The sequence below is a fragment of the Micromonospora sp. ZG13 genome (assembly GCF_059359355.1).
Genome location: NZ_JCADBQ010000008.1, coordinates 157,488 through 174,911, shown reverse-complemented (window position 1 = coordinate 174,911; position 17,424 = coordinate 157,488). Strand labels below are relative to the sequence as shown.

The following is a 17,424-nucleotide window of genomic DNA, read 5'->3' as shown; positions in this document are numbered from 1 at the left end:
CGACGCACCGGCAGTCGTGGCGTTCCGGGCAACTGCCGCTGCCGTACACTCGCCGGGGCCCGACGGGGCCGCACAGAACGAGGAGGCACCATGACCGACGGCGCCGCCGGACCGGCCGCCCCCGCCACCCGTGGCCGGGTGGTCATGCTCGTGGACAACGGCGTCGAGGGCGACTCCCGGGTGCAGAAGACCGCAGCCTCGGCCGCCGAGGCCGGCTGGGACGTGGTCCTGCTGGGCCGCTCGGCCACCGGCAAGGTGCAGACCTGGCAGCTCGGCGGGGCCGAGGTCCGGCTGCTGCCGATGACCACCTCGCTCGCGCGGCCACCGCACGAGTTCCGCCGCCACTGGGTGCGCGGCCCGCTGGCCTACCCGCCCACCGGGATCGCGGCCCGCCGCGAGCAGGAGGTACGCGCCCGCCGCGCCGACCTGGAGGCGCGGCTCGGCGCGCTGAGCCAGGCCCGCGGGGAGGGGCGTTCCTCCGCCGGGCTGACGCTGAGCCGGCAGTTGCTGCGCGGTGAGCTGCTGGCGACGAAGGTGTCACGCCGCTGGGTGTCGCTGCGGCGCCGTCAGCTCAGCCGGGCCCAGGAGGCACGCAAGGGCCTGGCCACGCCGGTGGACCAGCTCTACACGCGGTTCTGGCAGACGGTGGCCGGCGACCGCGCCTGGCGACGGCTCGACCCGGCACTGTGGGACTTCGAGTTGGCCTACGGGCCGGTGGTCGACAAGCTGCGGCCGGACCTGATCCACGCCAACGACTTCCGGATGCTCGGGGTCGGCGCGCGGGCCAAGCTGCGGGCCGCCGCCAAGGGCCGGCGCGTCGCGCTGGTCTGGGACGCCCACGAGTTCCTGCCCGGCATCCGGCGCTGGAACGACAGCCCCCGGTGGCTGCCGGCCAACACCGCGCACGAGCGGGAGTACGCCCCGTACGCCGACGCGGTGCTCACCGTCTCCGACGGGCTGGCCGACCTGCTGCGCGAGCGGCACCACCTGCCCGAGCAGCCCACCGTCGTGCTGAACACCCCGAGCAGCGCGGACGCGGCGGGCGCCGGCGCCGGGGTGCCCGACATCCGCGAGCTGTGCGGGATCGGGCCGGACGTGCCGCTGCTGGTCTACAGCGGCGCCGCCGCCGAGCAGCGGGGCCTCGGCATCATGGTCGAGGCGCTCACCGAACTGCCCGACGCCCACGTGGCGCTGGTCGTGCCCCGCCCGGCCGCCCCGTACGTGAAGGGGTTGGTGGTGCGGGCGGGGGAGTTGGGTGTGGCGGGGCGGGTGCACGTGTTGTCGTACGTGCCGCATCATCAGGTGGTGCCGTTCTTGTCGGGGGCTTCGGTGGGGGTCATTCCGATTCATCATTGGCCGAATCATGAGATCGCGTTGATTACGAAGTTCTTCGAGTATTCGCATGCGCGGTTGCCGTTGGTGGTCAGTGATGTGCGGACGATGGCGGAGACGGTGCGGTCGACGGGTCAGGGTGAGGTGTTCCGGGCGGAGGATGTGGGGGACTTCGTGCGGGTGGTGCGGGGTGTGTTGGCGGATCCGGGGCGTTATCGGGAGGTGTACGAGCGTCCGGGGTTGTTGGAGTCGTGGACGTGGGAGGCGCAGGCGCGGGTGTTGGACGGGGTCTACTCCCGGCTGCTGCCGGACCACCCGCCCGCCCCGACGCACGGCTCCGCCGCCGACCCGTCCCGGCAGGTGGGGGTCTGACCGCACGGTCCGGCCGCCTGCGGCGACGGGGCGCGCAGCGGGCGGCGACGCGGCCGGAGCGGGGGCACTGTGGAGCACGTCGCCATGAGTAGGATCGGGCACCGTGACCGCAGCGCAACCCCCGGCGACCGACCTGTCCACCGACGCCGCCGAGGAGCGCGCGCCGGCTGATCCGCCCCGGGAGCCGCGCCGACGCCGGCCGGACCTCGTCGCCGTGCTCGTCCTCCTCGCCGGCGCGCTCTGGGTGACCGGTCGGGGCTGGCGGGACGTGCGCGGCCGGGTGCTCGGCGCGCAGCCGGCGGACCAGGACTTCAACGAGTGGATGCTGGCCCACGCGGCGCACGCGGTGGCCAACCTGGAGAACCCCTTCTTCACCCGGTTGCAGAACGCGCCCGACGGCGTGAACCTGATGACCAACGTCGGCATCCAGCTGCCCGGCGTGCTGCTCGCGCCCGTCACCCTGCTCGGCGGCGCCGCGCTGTCGTACCTGGTGCTGATGACCCTCAACCTGGCCGGCACCGGCCTCGCCTGGTACTGGGTGCTCTCCCGGCACGTGGTCGGCAACCGGGCGGCGGCGCTGGTCGGCGCCGCCTGCTGCGCCTTCGCGCCGGCCCTGGTCTCGCACAGCAACGGTCACCCGCACATCACCGCGCAGTGGCTGATCCCCTTCATCGTGTGGCGGGTGGCCCGGCTGACCCGGGGTGGGCGTCCGCTGCGCGACGGGCTCATCCTCGGCGGCCTGGTCTCCGCGCAGTTCTTCGTCAGCGTCGAGATCCTCTTCATCCTCGCCCTGGCCTGCGCGATGGCGCTGCTGGGGCACGTGCTGTTCCGACCCCGGGCGGCGTTGGCGGCGGCCCCCCGGGCGCTGGCCGTGCTGGGGGTGGCCGGCGCGCTGACCCTGCTGGTGACGGCGTACCCGCTCTGGATGCAGTTCCTCGGCCCGCAGCACCGCAGCGGCCACCCCACCGACCCGGACAAGTACGCGCTGCGGCTCGCCTCCTACTTCAGCTACGCGACGGAATCGCTGGCCGGCGGCCCGCAGGGTGACCGCCGGCTGGCCGCCAACGTGACCGAGGAGGCCAGCTTCTACGGTTGGCCGCTCGTGCTGCTGGCGGTCGCCGCGGTGGCGTGGCTGCGCCGGGAGCACCTGGTCCGGGTGCTGGGCTTCACGGCGGTGCTGGCCGCGCTCTTCTCGCTGGGCAACACGATCAACTGGGCGGTCCGCGGCCCCGGGGTTCCCGGCCCGTTCCGCCTGTTGAACGGCCTGCCGGTGGTCGACGCGATGGTGGTGGCCCGCTTCGCGCTGATCACCACGGCCGCACTCGGGGTGCTCGTCGCGATCGTGGTGGACCGGTTGCTCTCCGGTCGGATCCCGGCCCGGGTGGGCGTCGTACCGCTCCGGCCGCTGGTCGCGGTGGCGCTGGCCGTGGCCCTGGTGCCGCTGCTGCCGACCCCGCTGCCGGCCGTGGGACGCCCGGAGGTGCCCCGGTTCGTCACGGCCGGCGGATGGCGCGACCACGTGGCGCCCGGGCGGACGCTCGTGCCGGTGCCGGTGGAGAACATGACCTCGGTGCGTTGGGGCGCCGCCGGGGGCGTCGGCTTCGCCGTACCGCAGGGCTACTTCCTCGGACCGACCTCGCCCACCGACGACACCGGCCGGTGGGGGGTGGATCCCCGGCCCACCGCGGCCCTGCTGACGGAGGTGGCCACCGGCAGACGACCGGCACCGGTCACCATCACCCCCGCGGAACGGGCGCAGGCGGAGCTGGACGTGCGGCACTGGCGGGCGGACGCCGTGGCGCTGCCGCGGCATCCCCGCGCCGAGGCGCTCCGTTCGGCGCTGGACGCCTGTTTCGGTCCGGGCCGGCGCGTCGACGACGTCTGGCTCTGGGACGTCCGCCCGCTGACCCGCTGACCGGACGGGCGGTTCCTACGCCGGGGGCTGCCCCGGTTCGCCGGCGGAGTCCGAGGTGGGCCGGGCGGGTCTGCCCAGCAGCATGGCGAGGCCCACCACCACCGGCAGCCAGATGACCAGGACCAGCCGGTCGGCCTCGGACTCCTTCGGGTGGGCCACCAGCGTGAGCAGCCCGGTCGCTCCGGTCGTGGCGAAGAGCAGCGCGGCCCGCCCGGGCAGCGCCCGGAACAGGGCGGCGAAGCCGACCAGCAGCAGGGCGAGGAACGGCGAGGCGGCCAGCGGCGCGCCCCCGTTCCACCAGGCGTTGAGCTGGGCGGGCCAGAAGTCCCGGTTCAGCTCCACCAGGCGCGGCCACGGGTCGGGCACGTCCGGCCGGGTGAAGTGCACGGTGAACTTGTCCTGAAGCGTCTCCGCCGCGCCGGGGATGTCCAGCGCGGCGCTGAGGCCGAGCCAGACCGCCGTGGCCACGCCACACGCGGCGGTGAGCACGACCAGCCCCGGCTCCCAGCCGGCCCGGCGGCGGCGGAGCAGGGTCAGCGCGGCGAACACCGCCGTCAGCGCCGCCGACAGCAGCAGGCCGGTGGCCGGCCGGGTGACGGTCGAGGCGAGCAGCCCCGCCAGCACCGCGCCGCCGAGCAGCAGCCGGCCGCGCGCCGTCCCGCCCGGCCGGAGCAGGGGTACGGCGGCGCAGAGCGCGGCCAGGGCGAACGCCGTCGCGCCGGCCTCGGCCAGCAGCCGGCTCAGCCAGAAGCCGGTGGGCAGCAGGAAGAGCAGCGCGGTGGCCGCGAGCGAGCTGACCAGGCCTCCACCGAGCAGCCGCACCGCCAGGGCCGCCAACACGCCGGCCAGTACGGCGAGCGCGGCGGTGGCCAGCACCATGCCCCGTTCCCCGAAGACCAGTACGAACGGTGCCGTGGTCAGCGAGTAGCCGGGTCGGGTGGTGAAGATCCGCTGGTAGCGCGGGGGCATGTCGGCCGCCCACTGCCGGGTCGCGGCGACGCAGGAGACACCCGGGCGCGGACTCGGCATGCCCTTACGGCAGACCAGCCGGGCGGCGAACCGGTCCGCCTCGGCGGAGGGCGTGCCGGTCATGGTGGCCGCCTGCCGGGCGTACCAGTAGGTGTCCGGATAGGCGTGCTGTGGCGCGGTTTCCCAGCGGCCCCACCACAGCAGGCTGCCGAGCGCGGCCGCGGCGAGCAGGCCGAGCACCAGCCGGACGCGGGCCCGCCGGGCGTCGGGCGCGGCGGGCCGACCGTCCGCCGGCGCGGCACCGCGTGTTTGGTTACTCGACATCTCGCCCTACTTCCGGCGGAACGTATCCGGCTGACAGTTTCCTCGCGCGGGGTGCGCAACGACGCGGTCGGCGCCGGGACGGACAGCGGGGAGGGTACGCTCCGGGGCGCGCGGAGGCGATGCCGACCCGCGCTTTCCCACAATCCATGGTGCGAGACCGCCGGCCGGCGGTTTCGTACAATCGCTCGGGATCCGGGCCGGGTGACCCGGCCGGACGGCACCGGGCAGAGGCGGAGAAGCAGACGATGGGGCTGAACGGCGGCGCCGGCGCCCGGGGGCGTGTTGTCATGCTGGTCGACAACGGGGTCAACGGTGACTCCCGGGTCCAGAAGGCCGCCCGTTCGGCCGCCGACGCCGGCTGGGAGGTCGTCCTGCTCGGTCGCACAGCCGCCGGGCGTTCCCAGAGCTGGCGGCTCGGCGACGCCGAGGTGCGCCTGCTGCCGATGCCCGAGCCGCTGGCCAAGCGCCGGCACGAGTTCCGCCGCGGCTGGCTGCGCTGGCCGCTGGCGTACCCGCCCACCGGGATCGCCGCGCACCGCAGCCAGGCGATGAAGGCCTGGCGGGCGGACCTGACCTTTCGGCGGGCCGCGCTGACGGTGGCCGCGCGCGACGGTGGCGCCCGCCGCCCGTCACCGCTGCGGTGGCACGCGCTGCGCGCCGAGGAGCTGGCCGCCGGGGTGGCCCGCCGCTGGGTCTCGTTGCGCCACTGGCAGCTCACCCGGTCCCGGCAGGGCCGCAAGAAGCTCGACGGCCCGCTGGACCGGGCGTACACGAAGTTCTGGCAGACCGTGCAGGGCGACGGCGCCTGGCGGCGGCTGGAGCCGGGGCTGTGGGACTACGAGCTGGCCTACGGCCCGACGGTCGACGAACTGCGGCCGGACCTGATCCACGCCAACGACTTCCGGATGCTGGGGGTGGCCGCGCGGGCCAAGCTGCGCGCCGCCGCCCAGGGCCGCCGGATCGCGGTCGTCTGGGACGCCCACGAGTACCTGCCCGGCGTGCAGGCGTGGCGCGACAACGTCCGCTGGCTGCCCGGCAACATGGCGCACGAGCGGGAGTTCGTGCCGTACGCCGACGCGGCGATGACCGTCTCCGGCGGGCTGGCCGACCTGTTGCAGCAGGAGCACCGCCTGGCCGAACGCCCCGAGGTGGTGCTCAACGCCCCCGCGCTGGCCGAGCTGCCCGGCCCCGGCGACGAGCCGGCCCCGGACATCCGCGAACTGTGCGGGATCGGGCCGGACGTGCCGCTGCTGGTCTACAGCGGCGTGGCCGCCGCGCGGCGGGGCCTCGACGTCATGGTCGAGGCGCTGCCGCAGCTGCCCGACACGCACGTCGCCTTCGTGGTCAACAAGCCCGACTCCGCGTACGTGAAGGGGTTGGTGGTGCGGGCGGGGGAGTTGGGTGTGGCGGGGCGGGTGCACGTGTTGTCGTACGTGCCGCATCATCAGGTGGTGCCGTTCTTGTCGGGGGCTTCGGTGGGGGTCATTCCGATTCATCATTGGCCGAATCATGAGATCGCGTTGATTACGAAGTTCTTCGAGTATTCGCATGCGCGGTTGCCGTTGGTGGTCAGTGATGTGCGGACGATGGCGGAGACGGTGCGGTCGACGGGTCAGGGTGAGGTGTTCCGGGCGGAGGATGTGGGGGACTTCGTGCGGGTGGTGCGGGGTGTGTTGGCGGATCCGGGGCGTTATCGGGAGGCGTACGAGCGTCCGGGGTTGTTGGAGTCGTGGACGTGGGAGGCGCAGGCGCGGGTGTTGGACGGCGTCTACTCCCGGCTGCTGCCCGCCGGTCGCGGCGCCGGCGGCGACGACACCACCCCGGGCGCCGAGCCGCCAGCCCTGCGGGTCGGCGCGTGACCACGCCCGACGTGACGGTGGTGACGGCCGTCTACAACACGATGCCGGACCTCACCCGGTGCCTGACCTCCCTGGTGGAGCAGACCATCGGGCTGGACCGGTTGGAGGTCGTCGCGGTCGACGACGGCTCCACCGACGGCAGCGGCGCCGAGTTGGACCGCTTCGCGGCGGCGTACCCGGGCACGGTGAAGGTGCTGCACCAGGCCAACTCGGGCGGCCCGGCCGCCCCCAGCAACCGGGCGCTGGAGCACGCCACCGGCCGGTACGTCCTGTTCATCGGCGCCGACGACCACCTCGGGCCGGAGGCGCTGGCCCGGATGGTGGCCGCCGCCGACGAGTGGGGCTCCGACGTGCTGCTCGGCCGGATGGTCGGGGTCAACGAGCGCTACGTCCACCAGGCGATCTTCGAGAGCACCCGCGACGAGGTGGACCTCTTCGCCTCCGCGCTGCCGTTCGCCCTGTCGAACACCAAGCTGTTCCGGCGCGACCTGATCGAGAAGCACGGGCTGCGTTTCCCGGAGGACATGCCGGTCGGCAGCGACCAGCCCTTCACCCTGGAGGCCTGCCTGCGGGCCGGTCGCATCTCGGTGCTCGCCGACTACGACTACTACTACGCGGTCAAGCGGCTCAACGCCGGCAACATCACCTACCGCAGCAACCACCTGGCGCGGCTGCGCGGCGTCGAGCGCGTCGTCGAGGTGGTGGCGGAGCTGATCGAGCCCGGTGAGCGGCGCGACGCGATCCTGTACCGCCACTTCACCTGGGAGATCGCCAAGCTGCTCCAGGACGACTTCCTCACGCTGGAGCCCGACGTCCAGGAGCAGGTCCGCGCGGGCGTGGCCAACCTGGCCCGCAAGCACCTCACGGACTCCATCCGGAACCGGCTGGGCGTCACCGCCCGGGTCCGTATCGGCGCCGCCTGGCTCGGGTCGCTCGCCGACCTTCGCGCGGTGATCAGGCAGGACGTCGAAGAGGGCCTGCCGCCCACGGTGGTGCAGGACGAGCGCTGGTACGCCCTGTACCCTGGCTTCGGCGACCCCCGATCCGCCCTGTCCGAGGAGTGGTTCGAGGTCAGCCGGTCCGACCCCAAGTGGCTCGCCCGGCTGGAGGCGGTCTCCGCGACCTGGTCCCCCGACCGGGGCGGGGAGAGGACGTTGACGGTCGTCGCGCGCAGCCCCTGGCCGGAGCTCGCCGAGCTCGCCGACGGCGGGCTCACCTTCAAGGTGGGGTCGGCCGCCGGCACGGTCACCGGCCTGACGGAGGACCCGCTGGGGACCACCGTCCGGGTCACGTTCCGGGCCGTCGACCTGCTCGCCGGCCTCCCGCCGGGAGGGCGGACCCGGACCGTCCGGGTCACCGCCGTGGCGGCCGGGGAGAGCGGTTCCACCCCGCTGCGCGGGCCACGTCCGCCGGTCCGGCAGCGGGTGCTCCACCGACACGGCGGACAGCTGTACGTGTTCACCACGACCACGAACCACAAGGGCCACCTGGTGATCGCCGTCTCGCCGGTGACGCTGCGCCGGGTGGTGGCCCGCCTGCGGCGCAGGCTTCCACTAGGAGGAAAGTAGTTCCATGAACATCTGCGTCGTCGCGCTGGGGAAGATCGGCCTGCCGCTCGCCGTGCAGTTCGCCACGAAGGGCCACCGGGTGATCGGTGCCGACGTCTCCGAGCGGGTCGTCGGGCTGGTCAACGACGGGGCCGTGCCCTTCCCGGGCGAGACCGACCTGGACGTCAAGCTCAAGGAGACGGTGGCCGCCGGGCTGCTGACCGCCACCACCGACACCGCCGCCGCGGTCGCCGAGTCCGAGGCGGTCGTGGTGGTCGTCCCGCTCTTCGTGGACGCCGAGGGCGTGCCGGACTTCGGTTGGATGGACGACGCGACCCGCGCCATCGCCGCCGGCCTGAAGCCGGGCACCCTCGTCAGCTACGAGACCACCCTGCCGGTCGGCACCACCCGCAACCGCTGGGCGCCGATGCTCGAGCAGGGCTCCGGGCTGACCGCGGGCAAGGACTTCCACCTGGTGTTCAGCCCCGAGCGGGTGCTCACCGGTCGGGTCTTCGCCGACCTGCGCCGCTACCCGAAGCTCGTCGGCGGCATCGACGAGGCGTCGGCGGCGCACGGCGTGCGCTTCTACGAGGCGGTGCTGGACTTCGACGAGCGGCCCGACCTGGAGCACCCCAACGGCGTGTGGGACCTCGGCTCCGCCGAGGCGTCCGAGCTGGCGAAGCTGGCCGAGACGACCTACCGGGACGTCAACATCGGGCTGGCCAACCAGTTCGCCCGCTTCGCCGACACCGTCGGCGTGGACGTCACGAAGGTCATCGCGGCGTGCAACACCCAGCCGTACAGCCACATCCACCAGCCGGGCATCGCGGTCGGCGGGCACTGCATCCCGATCTACCCCCGCATGTACCTGTGGAACGACCCGGCGGCCACCGTCGTCCGCTCCGCCCGCGAGGCCAACGCGGCCATGCCGGAGTACGCGGTGGACCTGCTCGCCGCCGCGTACGGCGACCTGACCGACGTCGGGGTGCTGGTGCTGGGCGCCGCCTACCGGGGCGGGGTCAAGGAGACCGCCTTCTCCGGTGTCTTCCCGACCGTGGAGGCGCTGCGGCAGCGGGGCGCCCGCCCGTACGTCTCGGACCCGATGTACACCGCCGAGGAGCTCACCGCGCACGGCCTGCCGCCGTACGCCGGGGAGTCCCTCGGCGCGGCCGTGGTGCAGGCCGACCACGCGGAGTACCGCACCCTCAGCCCGTCCGACCTGCCCGGCGTGACCGTCCTGGTGGACGGCCGCCGGGTCACCGACCCGGCCCGCTGGGCGGGCGTACGGCGGGTGGTCATCGGCGGCTGATCCGCCGTCGCGTCACGGGGCCCCGGTCGACAACGGCCGGGGCCCCGTCGCGTCGAGCGGGGTGCCGCCGTGGGCCGGCGCGCCGCCCGCCGGTGGGCCACGCGACACCCCGGCAATACTCGAAGGACATGCCACGTTAAGGTCGCACCTGCCCGGATTCGCCGGTGATCGACAGGGGAGAGTGTCTTTGTTCAGCAAACTGCGCAGGCAGCCGGACGCCGGGCTCATCGGCGCGCTGCTGCTGTCGTACGCCGTCATGGTGCTGGCCGGGGCCCTCGGCTGGGTGGTCCCCTTCGCGCTCGCCGGCCTGGTCGCCATCGGTGGCGAACTCACCCTGCTGCGCCGGCCGGCCGGCGGGGAACTGCTGGAGAAGGCCGGGATCGGGCAGCTCCACCGGCACCTGGCCCGGGACCTGGCGGTCGTCCTGCTGATCGTGACGACGCTGCGCCCCGGCCCGACGGCGCTGGTCCTGGTCCTGCTGCTGCCCGCGGTGCTGCTGGCGCTCGCCCTCGGTACGGGGGTGCTGGCGCGCCTCGGCGATCGGGGCGCCGCCGCCGTCGCCTTCGTCCGCAACATCGACCTCGGGCGGTCCTCCGGGGCGTCCCGACCGCCGGCCTGGGCCGTCGCCGTCGAGGGGGAGCGACTGCCCCTGCTGAACCTGCTGCTGGTACCGGCCGCCGTGGTCGCGGTGCTGGCCGACGAGGTGGCGCCGGTGGTGCTCACCGCGGCGGTGACGCTGGTGGCGGGGGCGCTGGTCGCCGCCGTGCTCGCGCTGACGTGGCTGCGCGGGCGGGGCCGGGCCACCTCGGCGCTGCCGGTCGTGCAGAGCTGGCTCGCCCGGGAACAGCCGGACCTCGCCCTCTACTTCGCCGGCCCGGTCAAGGACGTCTACCAGGCCAACATGTGGCTCGCCCCGGTCGAGGCGACGGGCCGCCGGGCGGTGGTGCTGATGCGCCAGGAGGAGGCGTTCCGGGCGCTCGCGGACACCCGCCTGCCGGTCGTCTGCGTACCCGCCGGCACCGACTTCATGAACCTCGAACTGGGCAGCCTCCGGGCCGCCCTCTACGTGGCGAACGTTGGCGCCAACATCCACCTGCTGCGCGAGCCCGGCGTGAAGCACGTCTTCGTCGGCCACGGCGACAGCGACAAGCAGGCCAGCGTCAACCCCTACAGCAAGGTGTACGACGAGGTCTGGGTGGCCGGTCCGGCGGGGCGGGAACGCTACGCCCTCAGCGGCGTCGGCGTGCTCGACCGCGACATCATCGAGATCGGCCGGCCGCAGCTGGCCGGCGTGCACACCTTCGGCTCGACGGCCACCGGCCGGCCGTTCACCGTGCTGTACGCCCCGACGTGGGAGGGCTGGCTGGAGGAGGAGGTCTACCACACCTCCGTCGTGCTGATGGGCGAGCGGATCGTCGCCGGCCTGCTGGCGACCCCCGGGGTGCGGGTGATCTACAAGCCGCACCCGCTCACCGGCAGCCGGTCGGCGAAGGCCCGGTCGGCCAACGACCGGATCGTCCGTCGGATCCGGGCCGCTGGCGGGCAGAGCGACGCGACCTCGCTGGCCGGCGACGCGCACCTCGTGGTCACCGGCCGGGCGCCGGGGCTGTTCGACTGCTTCAACCAGACCGACCTGCTGGTCAGCGACATCTCCAGCGTCGTCTCGGACTTCATGCAGAGCCAGCGGCCGTACGTCGTGGCGAACCCGGCCGGACTGCCCGAGGACGAGTTCCGCCGCCGGTACCCCACCGCGCGGGCCGCGTACCTGCTCGGTGCGGACTGCGGGGAGCTGCCGAAGATCGTCGCGGTGACCCGGGCCGGTGACGACCCGATGACCGAGGCGCGCCGGGAGCTGAAGACGTACCTGCTGGGCCCGGACGAGCCGAACGCGATGGACCGGTTCCGGACGGAGGTCGACCGGCTCTGCGGCTGACGCGTCGACGCGGGGGCGGTGACCGGTGGTGCCGGTCACCGCCCCCGCGTCGTCCGTTCAGCCCCGCTGCGGCGGGTTCTCCACGTCCCGCGAGACGACCTCGCCGCGCTCGTCGACCCAGCCCTTCGGGCGCGCCGGGTTGCCGGCGACCAGCTGGTACGGCGCCACGTCCCGGGTCACCACGGACCCGGCCGCGATCATCGCGTACTCGCCGACCTCGATGCCGCAGACGAGAGTGGCGTTGGCGCCGATCGACGCGCCCCTGCGGACCAGGGTCGGGGTGATCGTCCAGTCCGGGTTCTGCGCCCGGGGCCGGAAGTCGTTGGTGAAGACCGCGCACGGACCCACGAAGACCTCGTCCTCGATGGTGACGCCCTGGTACACCGAGACGTTGTTCTGGATCTTCACCAGGTCGCCGACCGTGACGCCGGCGTCGACGTACACGTTGCGGCCGATGACGCAGCCGGCGCCGACCTGCGCCGAGGACCGGACGTGGGCCAGGTGCCAGACCTTCGTGCCGTCGCCGACGCGGGCACCCTCCTCGACGTCGGCCGTCGGGTGGACGAAGACGGAGGGGGACAGGGAACTGCTGTCAGTCATCCTTCAACTCGCATGGCTCGGGGCGCGGCGTCGCGCCGTCGGTGATCCACGTCGGCGTACGCCGGGCGGGCGTCGATCGCGCGGATCGGTTCTGCCACACCCGCCCCGGGGCGCGGAGGCGAGGCCGGGGGAGCGGACTCGGCGTAGCATAGCGACCCCTCAGCCGAGCAGCGCCGCCACCGCGTCGGCGGCCGGCCGGTCGGCGGGCAGCGCGTCGGCGGCCACGACGGCGGGCACCGGCAGCGGGCCGTACAGGTGCGGGAAGAGCGCGCCGTCGCGCGACGGCTCCCAGCGCAGCGCGACGCCCAGCCGGTCCGGGTCGACGGTCAGCAGGGTCAGCCCGGTGGCGCCGGCGTAGTGCCGCCGGGCGGTCTCGACCACCTGGTCGGCGCCGGAGAGGTGGACGAACCCGGACTGGCGGTCCGCCGCCGTACCCTCGAAGTGGCCCGCGGCCAGCGCGTCGTCCCACTCGGTGGTGGTGAGCAGCTTGTAGATCACCCGGGCAGCCTACGCGCGGCCGGTCCCGCCCGCGGCCGTCCCGGTTTCCCGGTACCGCCCCGGGTGGCCGCCGCCTACGGGCATGCTCGGGGCAGCGGGTCGCGGAGGGATGGCGATGGAGAGCTACGACGAGGACTGGACCGACAGCCAGCGGGCGCTGTACGACGAGTGCCACCGGGCGGGCGGCGAGTGGGCGGCCGACCCGGACACGCCGGCCGAGGACGTGCAGCACGTGATCAACCTCGGCCAGGCCGACGACGACACCCTCGCGGACGCCGAGATCGACTACCCGCCCCTGGTCGACGCCGTCACCCAGGCCACCGGCGAGCTCGTCACCAGCGTGCCCGCCAGCCACGACGACCCCGGCTTCCGGGGCTTCGTCGACGGGGTCCACGACGCCACGGCCGACGAGGTCTTCGGCCTCTGACCTGCCGGCCGGCCCGCCGCCGGCGCGCCCCCGGCCGCCCCACCCGGCCGCCCCGACCGCTCACCCGGCCCGCCCCGGGAGCGGTCCGTGCGGGGCCGGCTCTCCCGTCGCGGGCGTACTTCTGCCACCATTCGGTTCGACAGACCGACGAATGGGGGCCCCGGGTGCGCATCCTGCTGGTCGAGGACGACCGCCGGGTGGCCGCCGCGCTCTCCGCCGCCCTCACCCGCCGGGGGTACGAGGTGGAGCACGCCGCGACCGTCGCCGCCGCCCTCTGCGCGGCCCCCTGCGACCTCGTGCTGCTTGACCTGACCCTGCCCGACGGTGACGGCACCGACCTGTGCCGGGAGCTGCGGCGGCGCAGCAGCCAGCTCGGCATCATCGCGGTCACCGCCCGGGGCGAGGAACGGGACCGGGTGCTCGGGTTGCGGCTCGGCGCGGACGACTACGTGGTCAAGCCCTTCTCCATGACCGAGCTCCAGGCGCGCATCGAGGCGGTGCTGCGCCGGGCGGCGCACGCCGTGCCGGAGCGCAACCTGATCGAGGTGGGGCCCGTACGCGTCGACGTCGCCGCCCGTACGGTCACCGTCGAGGGCCGGGCGGTGGCGCTGACCCGCAAGGAGTTCGACGTCCTGCTCTCCCTGGCCCGGCAGCCCGGGGTGGCGGTCGCCCGGGACCGGATCCTGCTCGACGCCTGGGGCACCACCTGGGGCGACGGGCACACGGTCGAGGTGCACGTCGGGTCGCTGCGCGGCAAGCTGGGCGACCCCGGCCTGGTGGAGACCGTACGCGGGGTCGGCTACCGGCTGCGCGGCGAGTGAGGTGACGCCGTGCGACGTCGACTGGTGATCAGCTACCTGCTGCTCATGGTGCTGGTGCTGATCGCGCTGGAGACCCCGCTGGCGGTAACCCTGGCGACCCGGGAGACCGACCGGGTACGCGCCGACCGGCTCGCCGACGCCACCCGGTTCGCCTCGCTGGCCGGGCCGGCGCTGCGGGGCGGCACCCCGGGCCCGCTCGACAACGAGCTGCGCAGCTACGACGCCCTGTACGGCATCGGCGCGGCGGTGGTCGACCGGGACCGCCGGACGGTGGCGGCCTCGGAGAGCTGGCAGCCGGCCCCCGGCTCGCACGAGGCGCTGGACACCGCGCTCTCCGGCCAGCAGGCCAGCGGGCCGGAGTCGGTCTGGCCCTGGGTCGACGGGCCGATCGTGGTGGCGGTGCCGATCAACGACGGCGGCGAGGTGCTCGGGGCGGTGGTCATCACCACGCCCGCGGACGCGGTCCGGCGGGCCGTGACGGTGTGGTGGTTGGCGCTGGCCGGCACGGGGCTGCTCGCCGTGCTGGCCTGCGTGCTGACCGCGTTCGGGCTGGCCGGATGGGTGCTGCGCCCGGTCACCGAGCTGGACGCGGTCACCCACGAGATCGCCGAGGGGGACCGGGGCGCGCGGGTGCAGCACCGGCTCGGCCCGCCGGAACTGCGCCGCCTGGCGGCCAGCTTCAACCACATGGCCGACGTCGTCTCCGACGTGATGGACCGGCAGCGGGCGTTCGTCGCGCACGCCAGCCACCAGCTGCGCAACCCGCTGACCGCGCTGCGGCTGCGGGTGGAGGAGCTGGGGCCGAGCCTGACCGACGCCGACGGGCGCGCCGAGCACCAACTGGCCCTGGAGGAGACCGACCGGCTGGCGCTCGTGCTGGACGCGCTGCTGACCCTGGCCCGCGCCGAACGGCGGGAGAACCAGCGGGTCACCGTCGACGCGGCGGCCGTCGCCGCGTCCCGGGTCGCCGCCTGGGACCCGCTGGCCCGGCACCGCCGCATCGCCCTGCGGCTGGTGGTCGAGGACGCTCCGGCGTACGCGCGCACCGTGCCGACCGCCATCGACCAGGCCCTGGACGCGTTGATCGACAACGCGGTGAAGTTCAGCGACGCCGGTGGCGAGGTGACGGTGACCGTCCGGCACGACGGCGACGGCACCGCGTTGGAGGTCCGCGACACCGGGCCGGGCATGACGGCGAGCCAGCTCGGCCAGGCGACCGAGCGGTTCTGGCGGGCCCCGGAGGTGCAGAACGTCGACGGAGCCGGGCTGGGCCTCACCATCGTCGCCGTGCTGGTCGACGCCTCGGACGGGCGGCTGACCATGCGCGGCGGCGAGCCACGGGGGCTGGTCGCGGGCCTCTGGTTCCCCGCCCCCGATGCTTCCGCCCCCACTGACCCCGCGCGCGGCGACGCCGCTCCCGCCGACACCGTGTCCGGTGCTCCCGCCGCGTCGGCCCGTGACGACGCTGCCGAGTCGCTCCCGGCGGGGGCGGTCGAGCGCTGAGGCCGTCGGGCCTGTCGAGCTGCCCCGTCCATGAGACCTGCCCCGCCCGACGGGGCAGCTCGGCAGCGACGCCAGAGGGGGGCCGGTCAGGGGTTCGAGGGTGCGGTGGCAGTCGCGCACCCCGATGTGCTCGGTCAGGCCGACGTCGGCGACGCCGGGGTGGGGCGGTCCGGGCCCTGTGCGCGGTGGCAGTCGGGGGTGGCGGGTCAGGGCTTGGCGTTGCGGTACCAGTCGGCGGCGCCGGGATGCAGCGGCAGCGGGGCGGTGGCGATGGCCGACCGGGGGCTCATCCGGCCGGCGGCCGGGTGCGCGGCGGCCAACTCCTGGCGGCGTTCCATCAGCAGCCGGGTCACCTCCCGGATCAGCGGCGTCGGCAGGTCGGCCCGGACGATCAGGAAGTTCGGGTTGGCCACCGTGGTCACCGGATCCGTCCCGTACACCGAGCGGGGGATGTCCCGGGACACGTAGACCTCCGGGTTGCTCGCGCGCAGCGGCCCCGTCCACTCACCCAGGTCGACGATCCGGGTCGCGCTGTCGTCCGTGAGCTGCTCCACCGCCCGGACCGGCAGCCCGCCGGAGAAGAAGAACGCGTCGATCGTGCCGGCCCGCAGCGCCGCCACCGAGTCGTCGAGGCCGAGCCGCTCCTGGCGTACCCGGTCGCCGCCCAGGCGCGCCACCTCCAGCAGCCGGATGGCGGTGATCTCGGTGCCGGAGCCGGGCGCGCCCACGGACACCCGCCGGCCGCGCAGGTCGGCCAGGGTGCGGACGGGCCCGCCGGCGGTGGTGACCAGGTGCAGCAGGTCGTCGTAGACCCGGGCGACCGCGACCACCGAGGGGTGCGCCGCCGGTGCCGCCGGCAGCACGTCGGCCTGGGTGAAACCCAGCTCGGCCTCGCCGGAGCCGACCAGTCGGACGTTCTCCGCCGAGGCGGCGGTCACCACCACGCTGGCCCGCACGCCCGGCAGCTCCCGGTTGAGGACGGTGGCCAGCGACTGCCCGAAGGCGTGGTAGACCGCCGTCGGGCTGCCGGTCGCGATCCGGATCCGCACCGGCGCGTCGGGGGCGTCCTGACAGCCGGTCAGGCCGGGCGACGTCACCAGCAGCAGCAACGCCAGCAGTGCCGGCATACGGACGGGGCGCGGGCGGACACCGCGGGACCGGGTGCGACTCACGGGCTGCACTCTGCGCCGTGCGGGCCGCCGCCGCAACCCGCCCCCCTCCGTCGGGCTAGGGCACCGTGTCGGCGGCGGTCACCCCCCACCCCTCCTCGGAGTGGTACTCGCGGACGACACCGGGCGTGCTCATCCGGCCGTCATGACCGCTCGCGCAGGTGGGCGGGATCCAGGGCGGTGCTGTGCAGGATCCGCTCGCGGTCCGGGCCGTCCGCGACGCAGACCAGGTAGCACCCGGTGCCGGGACGCAGCAGCGCCGGCACGTCCAGCAGGGCGGCACCGCGTACCAGGATGGCGGCCAACTCCCGGTCGGTGATCCGGATGCCGAGGATGTGCCGGCGGACGTGGCGTCCCCCGGCGAGCAGGGCGGCCCGCCAGGCCGCCGCGGCCAGCCGGGGCCGCCACGCCCGCCGTACGGTCGACGCGCCCGGAACCGGCCCGCCCAGCAGTTCGCGCCGGCCCTGCCGCCAGCCGGTCTCCAAGGTCCGGGCGTACGCCGGCCGGTGCTCCGGCGCCACGGAGAGCCGGTGCAGTTCGAAGCGGCGGCGTAGCCCGCCGACGGTCACCTCGTGCGCGATGGGGACGTCCAGCCGGCCGAGCAACTGCCTCATCCGGTGCGCCGCCTCCGCCCGGTTGAACTCCACCAACGGGGGACGGTGCTCCGGCACCGGCCGGCGGGTGCCGGCGACGGCCGGCGGGGGCGTGCAGCGCAGCAGGCAGGCGGCCTCGAACGCGTCGGCCAGGGTCGACCAGTCCAGCGGCGGCGGGGTCGAGGGCAGGCGCGGCCGGTCGAGCAGGATCTGTTCGGGAGCCAACTCAGGCACTCCTTGTCGGCGTCGGGGG

General features: G+C 74.7%; 14 protein-coding genes. 9 read left to right on the top strand and 5 right to left on the bottom strand.

All coding sequences use genetic code 11. The features are described 5' to 3' along the window. Positions 1 to 144 precede the first annotated feature (144 nt). Positions 145 to 1,704, top strand: a complete 1,560-nt coding sequence (locus AC5L34_RS18655) for a glycosyltransferase family 4 protein (protein WP_441176489.1) — start codon at positions 145 to 147, stop codon at positions 1,702 to 1,704. A gap of 103 nt (positions 1,705 to 1,807) precedes the next feature. After that, complete coding sequence (locus tag AC5L34_RS18650; protein WP_494826138.1) at positions 1,808 to 3,619, top strand: DUF6311 domain-containing protein; 1,812 nt, start codon at positions 1,808 to 1,810, stop codon at positions 3,617 to 3,619. Positions 3,620 to 3,634: 15 nt separating this feature from the next. Here the strand turns inward: AC5L34_RS18650 and AC5L34_RS18645 are convergent, their stop codons facing one another. Further along, a complete protein-coding gene (locus tag AC5L34_RS18645) occupies positions 3,635 to 4,912 on the bottom strand; it encodes a hypothetical protein (protein ID WP_494826136.1) in 1,278 nt (425 codons plus the stop codon). A 287-nt stretch (positions 4,913 to 5,199) separates the two neighbouring features. On the opposite strand from AC5L34_RS18645, the gene AC5L34_RS18640 reads away from it, so the two are divergent. The 4 genes from AC5L34_RS18640 (at position 5,200) to AC5L34_RS18625 (ending at position 11,560) form a co-directional block, all read left to right on the top strand. Then, positions 5,200 to 6,771: a glycosyltransferase family 4 protein gene (locus AC5L34_RS18640; RefSeq protein WP_494826217.1), complete on the top strand. Its 1,572-nt coding sequence runs from the start codon at positions 5,200 to 5,202 to the stop codon at positions 6,769 to 6,771. Next, positions 6,768 to 8,339 (top strand): glycosyltransferase family 2 protein, encoded by a 1,572-nt coding sequence (locus AC5L34_RS18635; RefSeq protein WP_494826134.1) that lies wholly within the window; start codon positions 6,768 to 6,770, stop codon positions 8,337 to 8,339. Before AC5L34_RS18640 ends, AC5L34_RS18635 begins: the two co-directional genes overlap by 4 nt. Before the next feature lie 4 nt (positions 8,340 to 8,343). Continuing rightward, entirely contained in the window at positions 8,344 to 9,627 is a 1,284-nt protein-coding gene (locus tag AC5L34_RS18630; protein WP_357719358.1) for a nucleotide sugar dehydrogenase, read from the top strand. Positions 9,628 to 9,814: 187 nt separating this feature from the next. Continuing rightward, complete coding sequence (locus AC5L34_RS18625; protein WP_441176352.1) at positions 9,815 to 11,560, top strand: CDP-glycerol glycerophosphotransferase family protein; 1,746 nt, start codon at positions 9,815 to 9,817, stop codon at positions 11,558 to 11,560. Positions 11,561 to 11,617: 57 nt separating this feature from the next. Here AC5L34_RS18625 and AC5L34_RS18620 read toward each other — a convergent pair whose 3' ends face one another. Both AC5L34_RS18620 and AC5L34_RS18615 read right to left on the bottom strand, forming a co-directional pair. Further along, on the bottom strand, positions 11,618 to 12,160 hold the full coding sequence (locus AC5L34_RS18620) for an acyltransferase (RefSeq protein ID WP_441176353.1): 543 nt from the start codon (positions 12,158 to 12,160) through the stop codon (positions 11,618 to 11,620). 159 nt (positions 12,161 to 12,319) lie between these two features. Then, the gene (locus AC5L34_RS18615; RefSeq protein WP_089001171.1) at positions 12,320 to 12,658 is read right to left on the bottom strand and encodes a DUF952 domain-containing protein; all 339 of its coding nucleotides are present in this window, start codon (positions 12,656 to 12,658) and stop codon (positions 12,320 to 12,322) included. Positions 12,659 to 12,773: 115 nt separating this feature from the next. Between AC5L34_RS18615 and AC5L34_RS18610 the strand changes: the two genes are divergently transcribed. From AC5L34_RS18610 to AC5L34_RS18600, 3 genes are all read left to right on the top strand, one after another. Beyond that, positions 12,774 to 13,085 carry a hypothetical protein gene (locus AC5L34_RS18610; protein WP_441176354.1) on the top strand — a complete coding sequence of 104 codons (312 nt, stop codon included), beginning with the start codon at positions 12,774 to 12,776 and terminating at the stop codon, positions 13,083 to 13,085. 164 nt (positions 13,086 to 13,249) lie between these two features. Further along, the gene (locus tag AC5L34_RS18605; protein ID WP_089001170.1) at positions 13,250 to 13,906 is read left to right on the top strand and encodes a response regulator transcription factor; all 657 of its coding nucleotides are present in this window, start codon (positions 13,250 to 13,252) and stop codon (positions 13,904 to 13,906) included. Positions 13,907 to 13,915: 9 nt separating this feature from the next. Continuing rightward, complete coding sequence (locus tag AC5L34_RS18600; protein WP_494826129.1) at positions 13,916 to 15,409, top strand: sensor histidine kinase; 1,494 nt, start codon at positions 13,916 to 13,918, stop codon at positions 15,407 to 15,409. A 206-nt stretch (positions 15,410 to 15,615) separates the two neighbouring features. Here the strand turns inward: AC5L34_RS18600 and AC5L34_RS18595 are convergent, their stop codons facing one another. Together AC5L34_RS18595 and AC5L34_RS18590 are read right to left on the bottom strand one after the other, a co-directional pair. Further along, positions 15,616 to 16,536 (bottom strand): TAXI family TRAP transporter solute-binding subunit, encoded by a 921-nt coding sequence (locus AC5L34_RS18595; RefSeq protein ID WP_441176491.1) that lies wholly within the window; start codon positions 16,534 to 16,536, stop codon positions 15,616 to 15,618. A gap of 185 nt (positions 16,537 to 16,721) precedes the next feature. Then, the gene (locus AC5L34_RS18590) at positions 16,722 to 17,396 is read right to left on the bottom strand and encodes a hypothetical protein (RefSeq protein WP_494826127.1); all 675 of its coding nucleotides are present in this window, start codon (positions 17,394 to 17,396) and stop codon (positions 16,722 to 16,724) included. Between the last annotated feature and the right edge of the window lie 28 nt (positions 17,397 to 17,424).

What these genes read in the sequence shown, in the direction of transcription:
- AC5L34_RS18595 (WP_441176491.1), bottom strand. Translation starts at nt 16,536, where the DNA reads ATGCCGGCACTGCTGGCGTTGCTGCTGCTGGTGACGTCGCCCGGCCTG.
- AC5L34_RS18630 (WP_357719358.1), top strand. Translation starts at nt 8,344, where the DNA reads ATGAACATCTGCGTCGTCGCGCTGGGGAAGATCGGCCTGCCGCTCGCC.
- AC5L34_RS18645 (WP_494826136.1), bottom strand. Translation starts at nt 4,912, where the DNA reads ATGTCGAGTAACCAAACACGCGGTGCCGCGCCGGCGGACGGTCGGCCC.
- AC5L34_RS18610 (WP_441176354.1), top strand. Translation starts at nt 12,774, where the DNA reads ATGGAGAGCTACGACGAGGACTGGACCGACAGCCAGCGGGCGCTGTAC.
- AC5L34_RS18640 (WP_494826217.1), top strand. Translation starts at nt 5,200, where the DNA reads ATGCTGGTCGACAACGGGGTCAACGGTGACTCCCGGGTCCAGAAGGCC.
- AC5L34_RS18620 (WP_441176353.1), bottom strand. Translation starts at nt 12,160, where the DNA reads ATGACTGACAGCAGTTCCCTGTCCCCCTCCGTCTTCGTCCACCCGACG.
- AC5L34_RS18655 (WP_441176489.1), top strand. Translation starts at nt 145, where the DNA reads ATGCTCGTGGACAACGGCGTCGAGGGCGACTCCCGGGTGCAGAAGACC.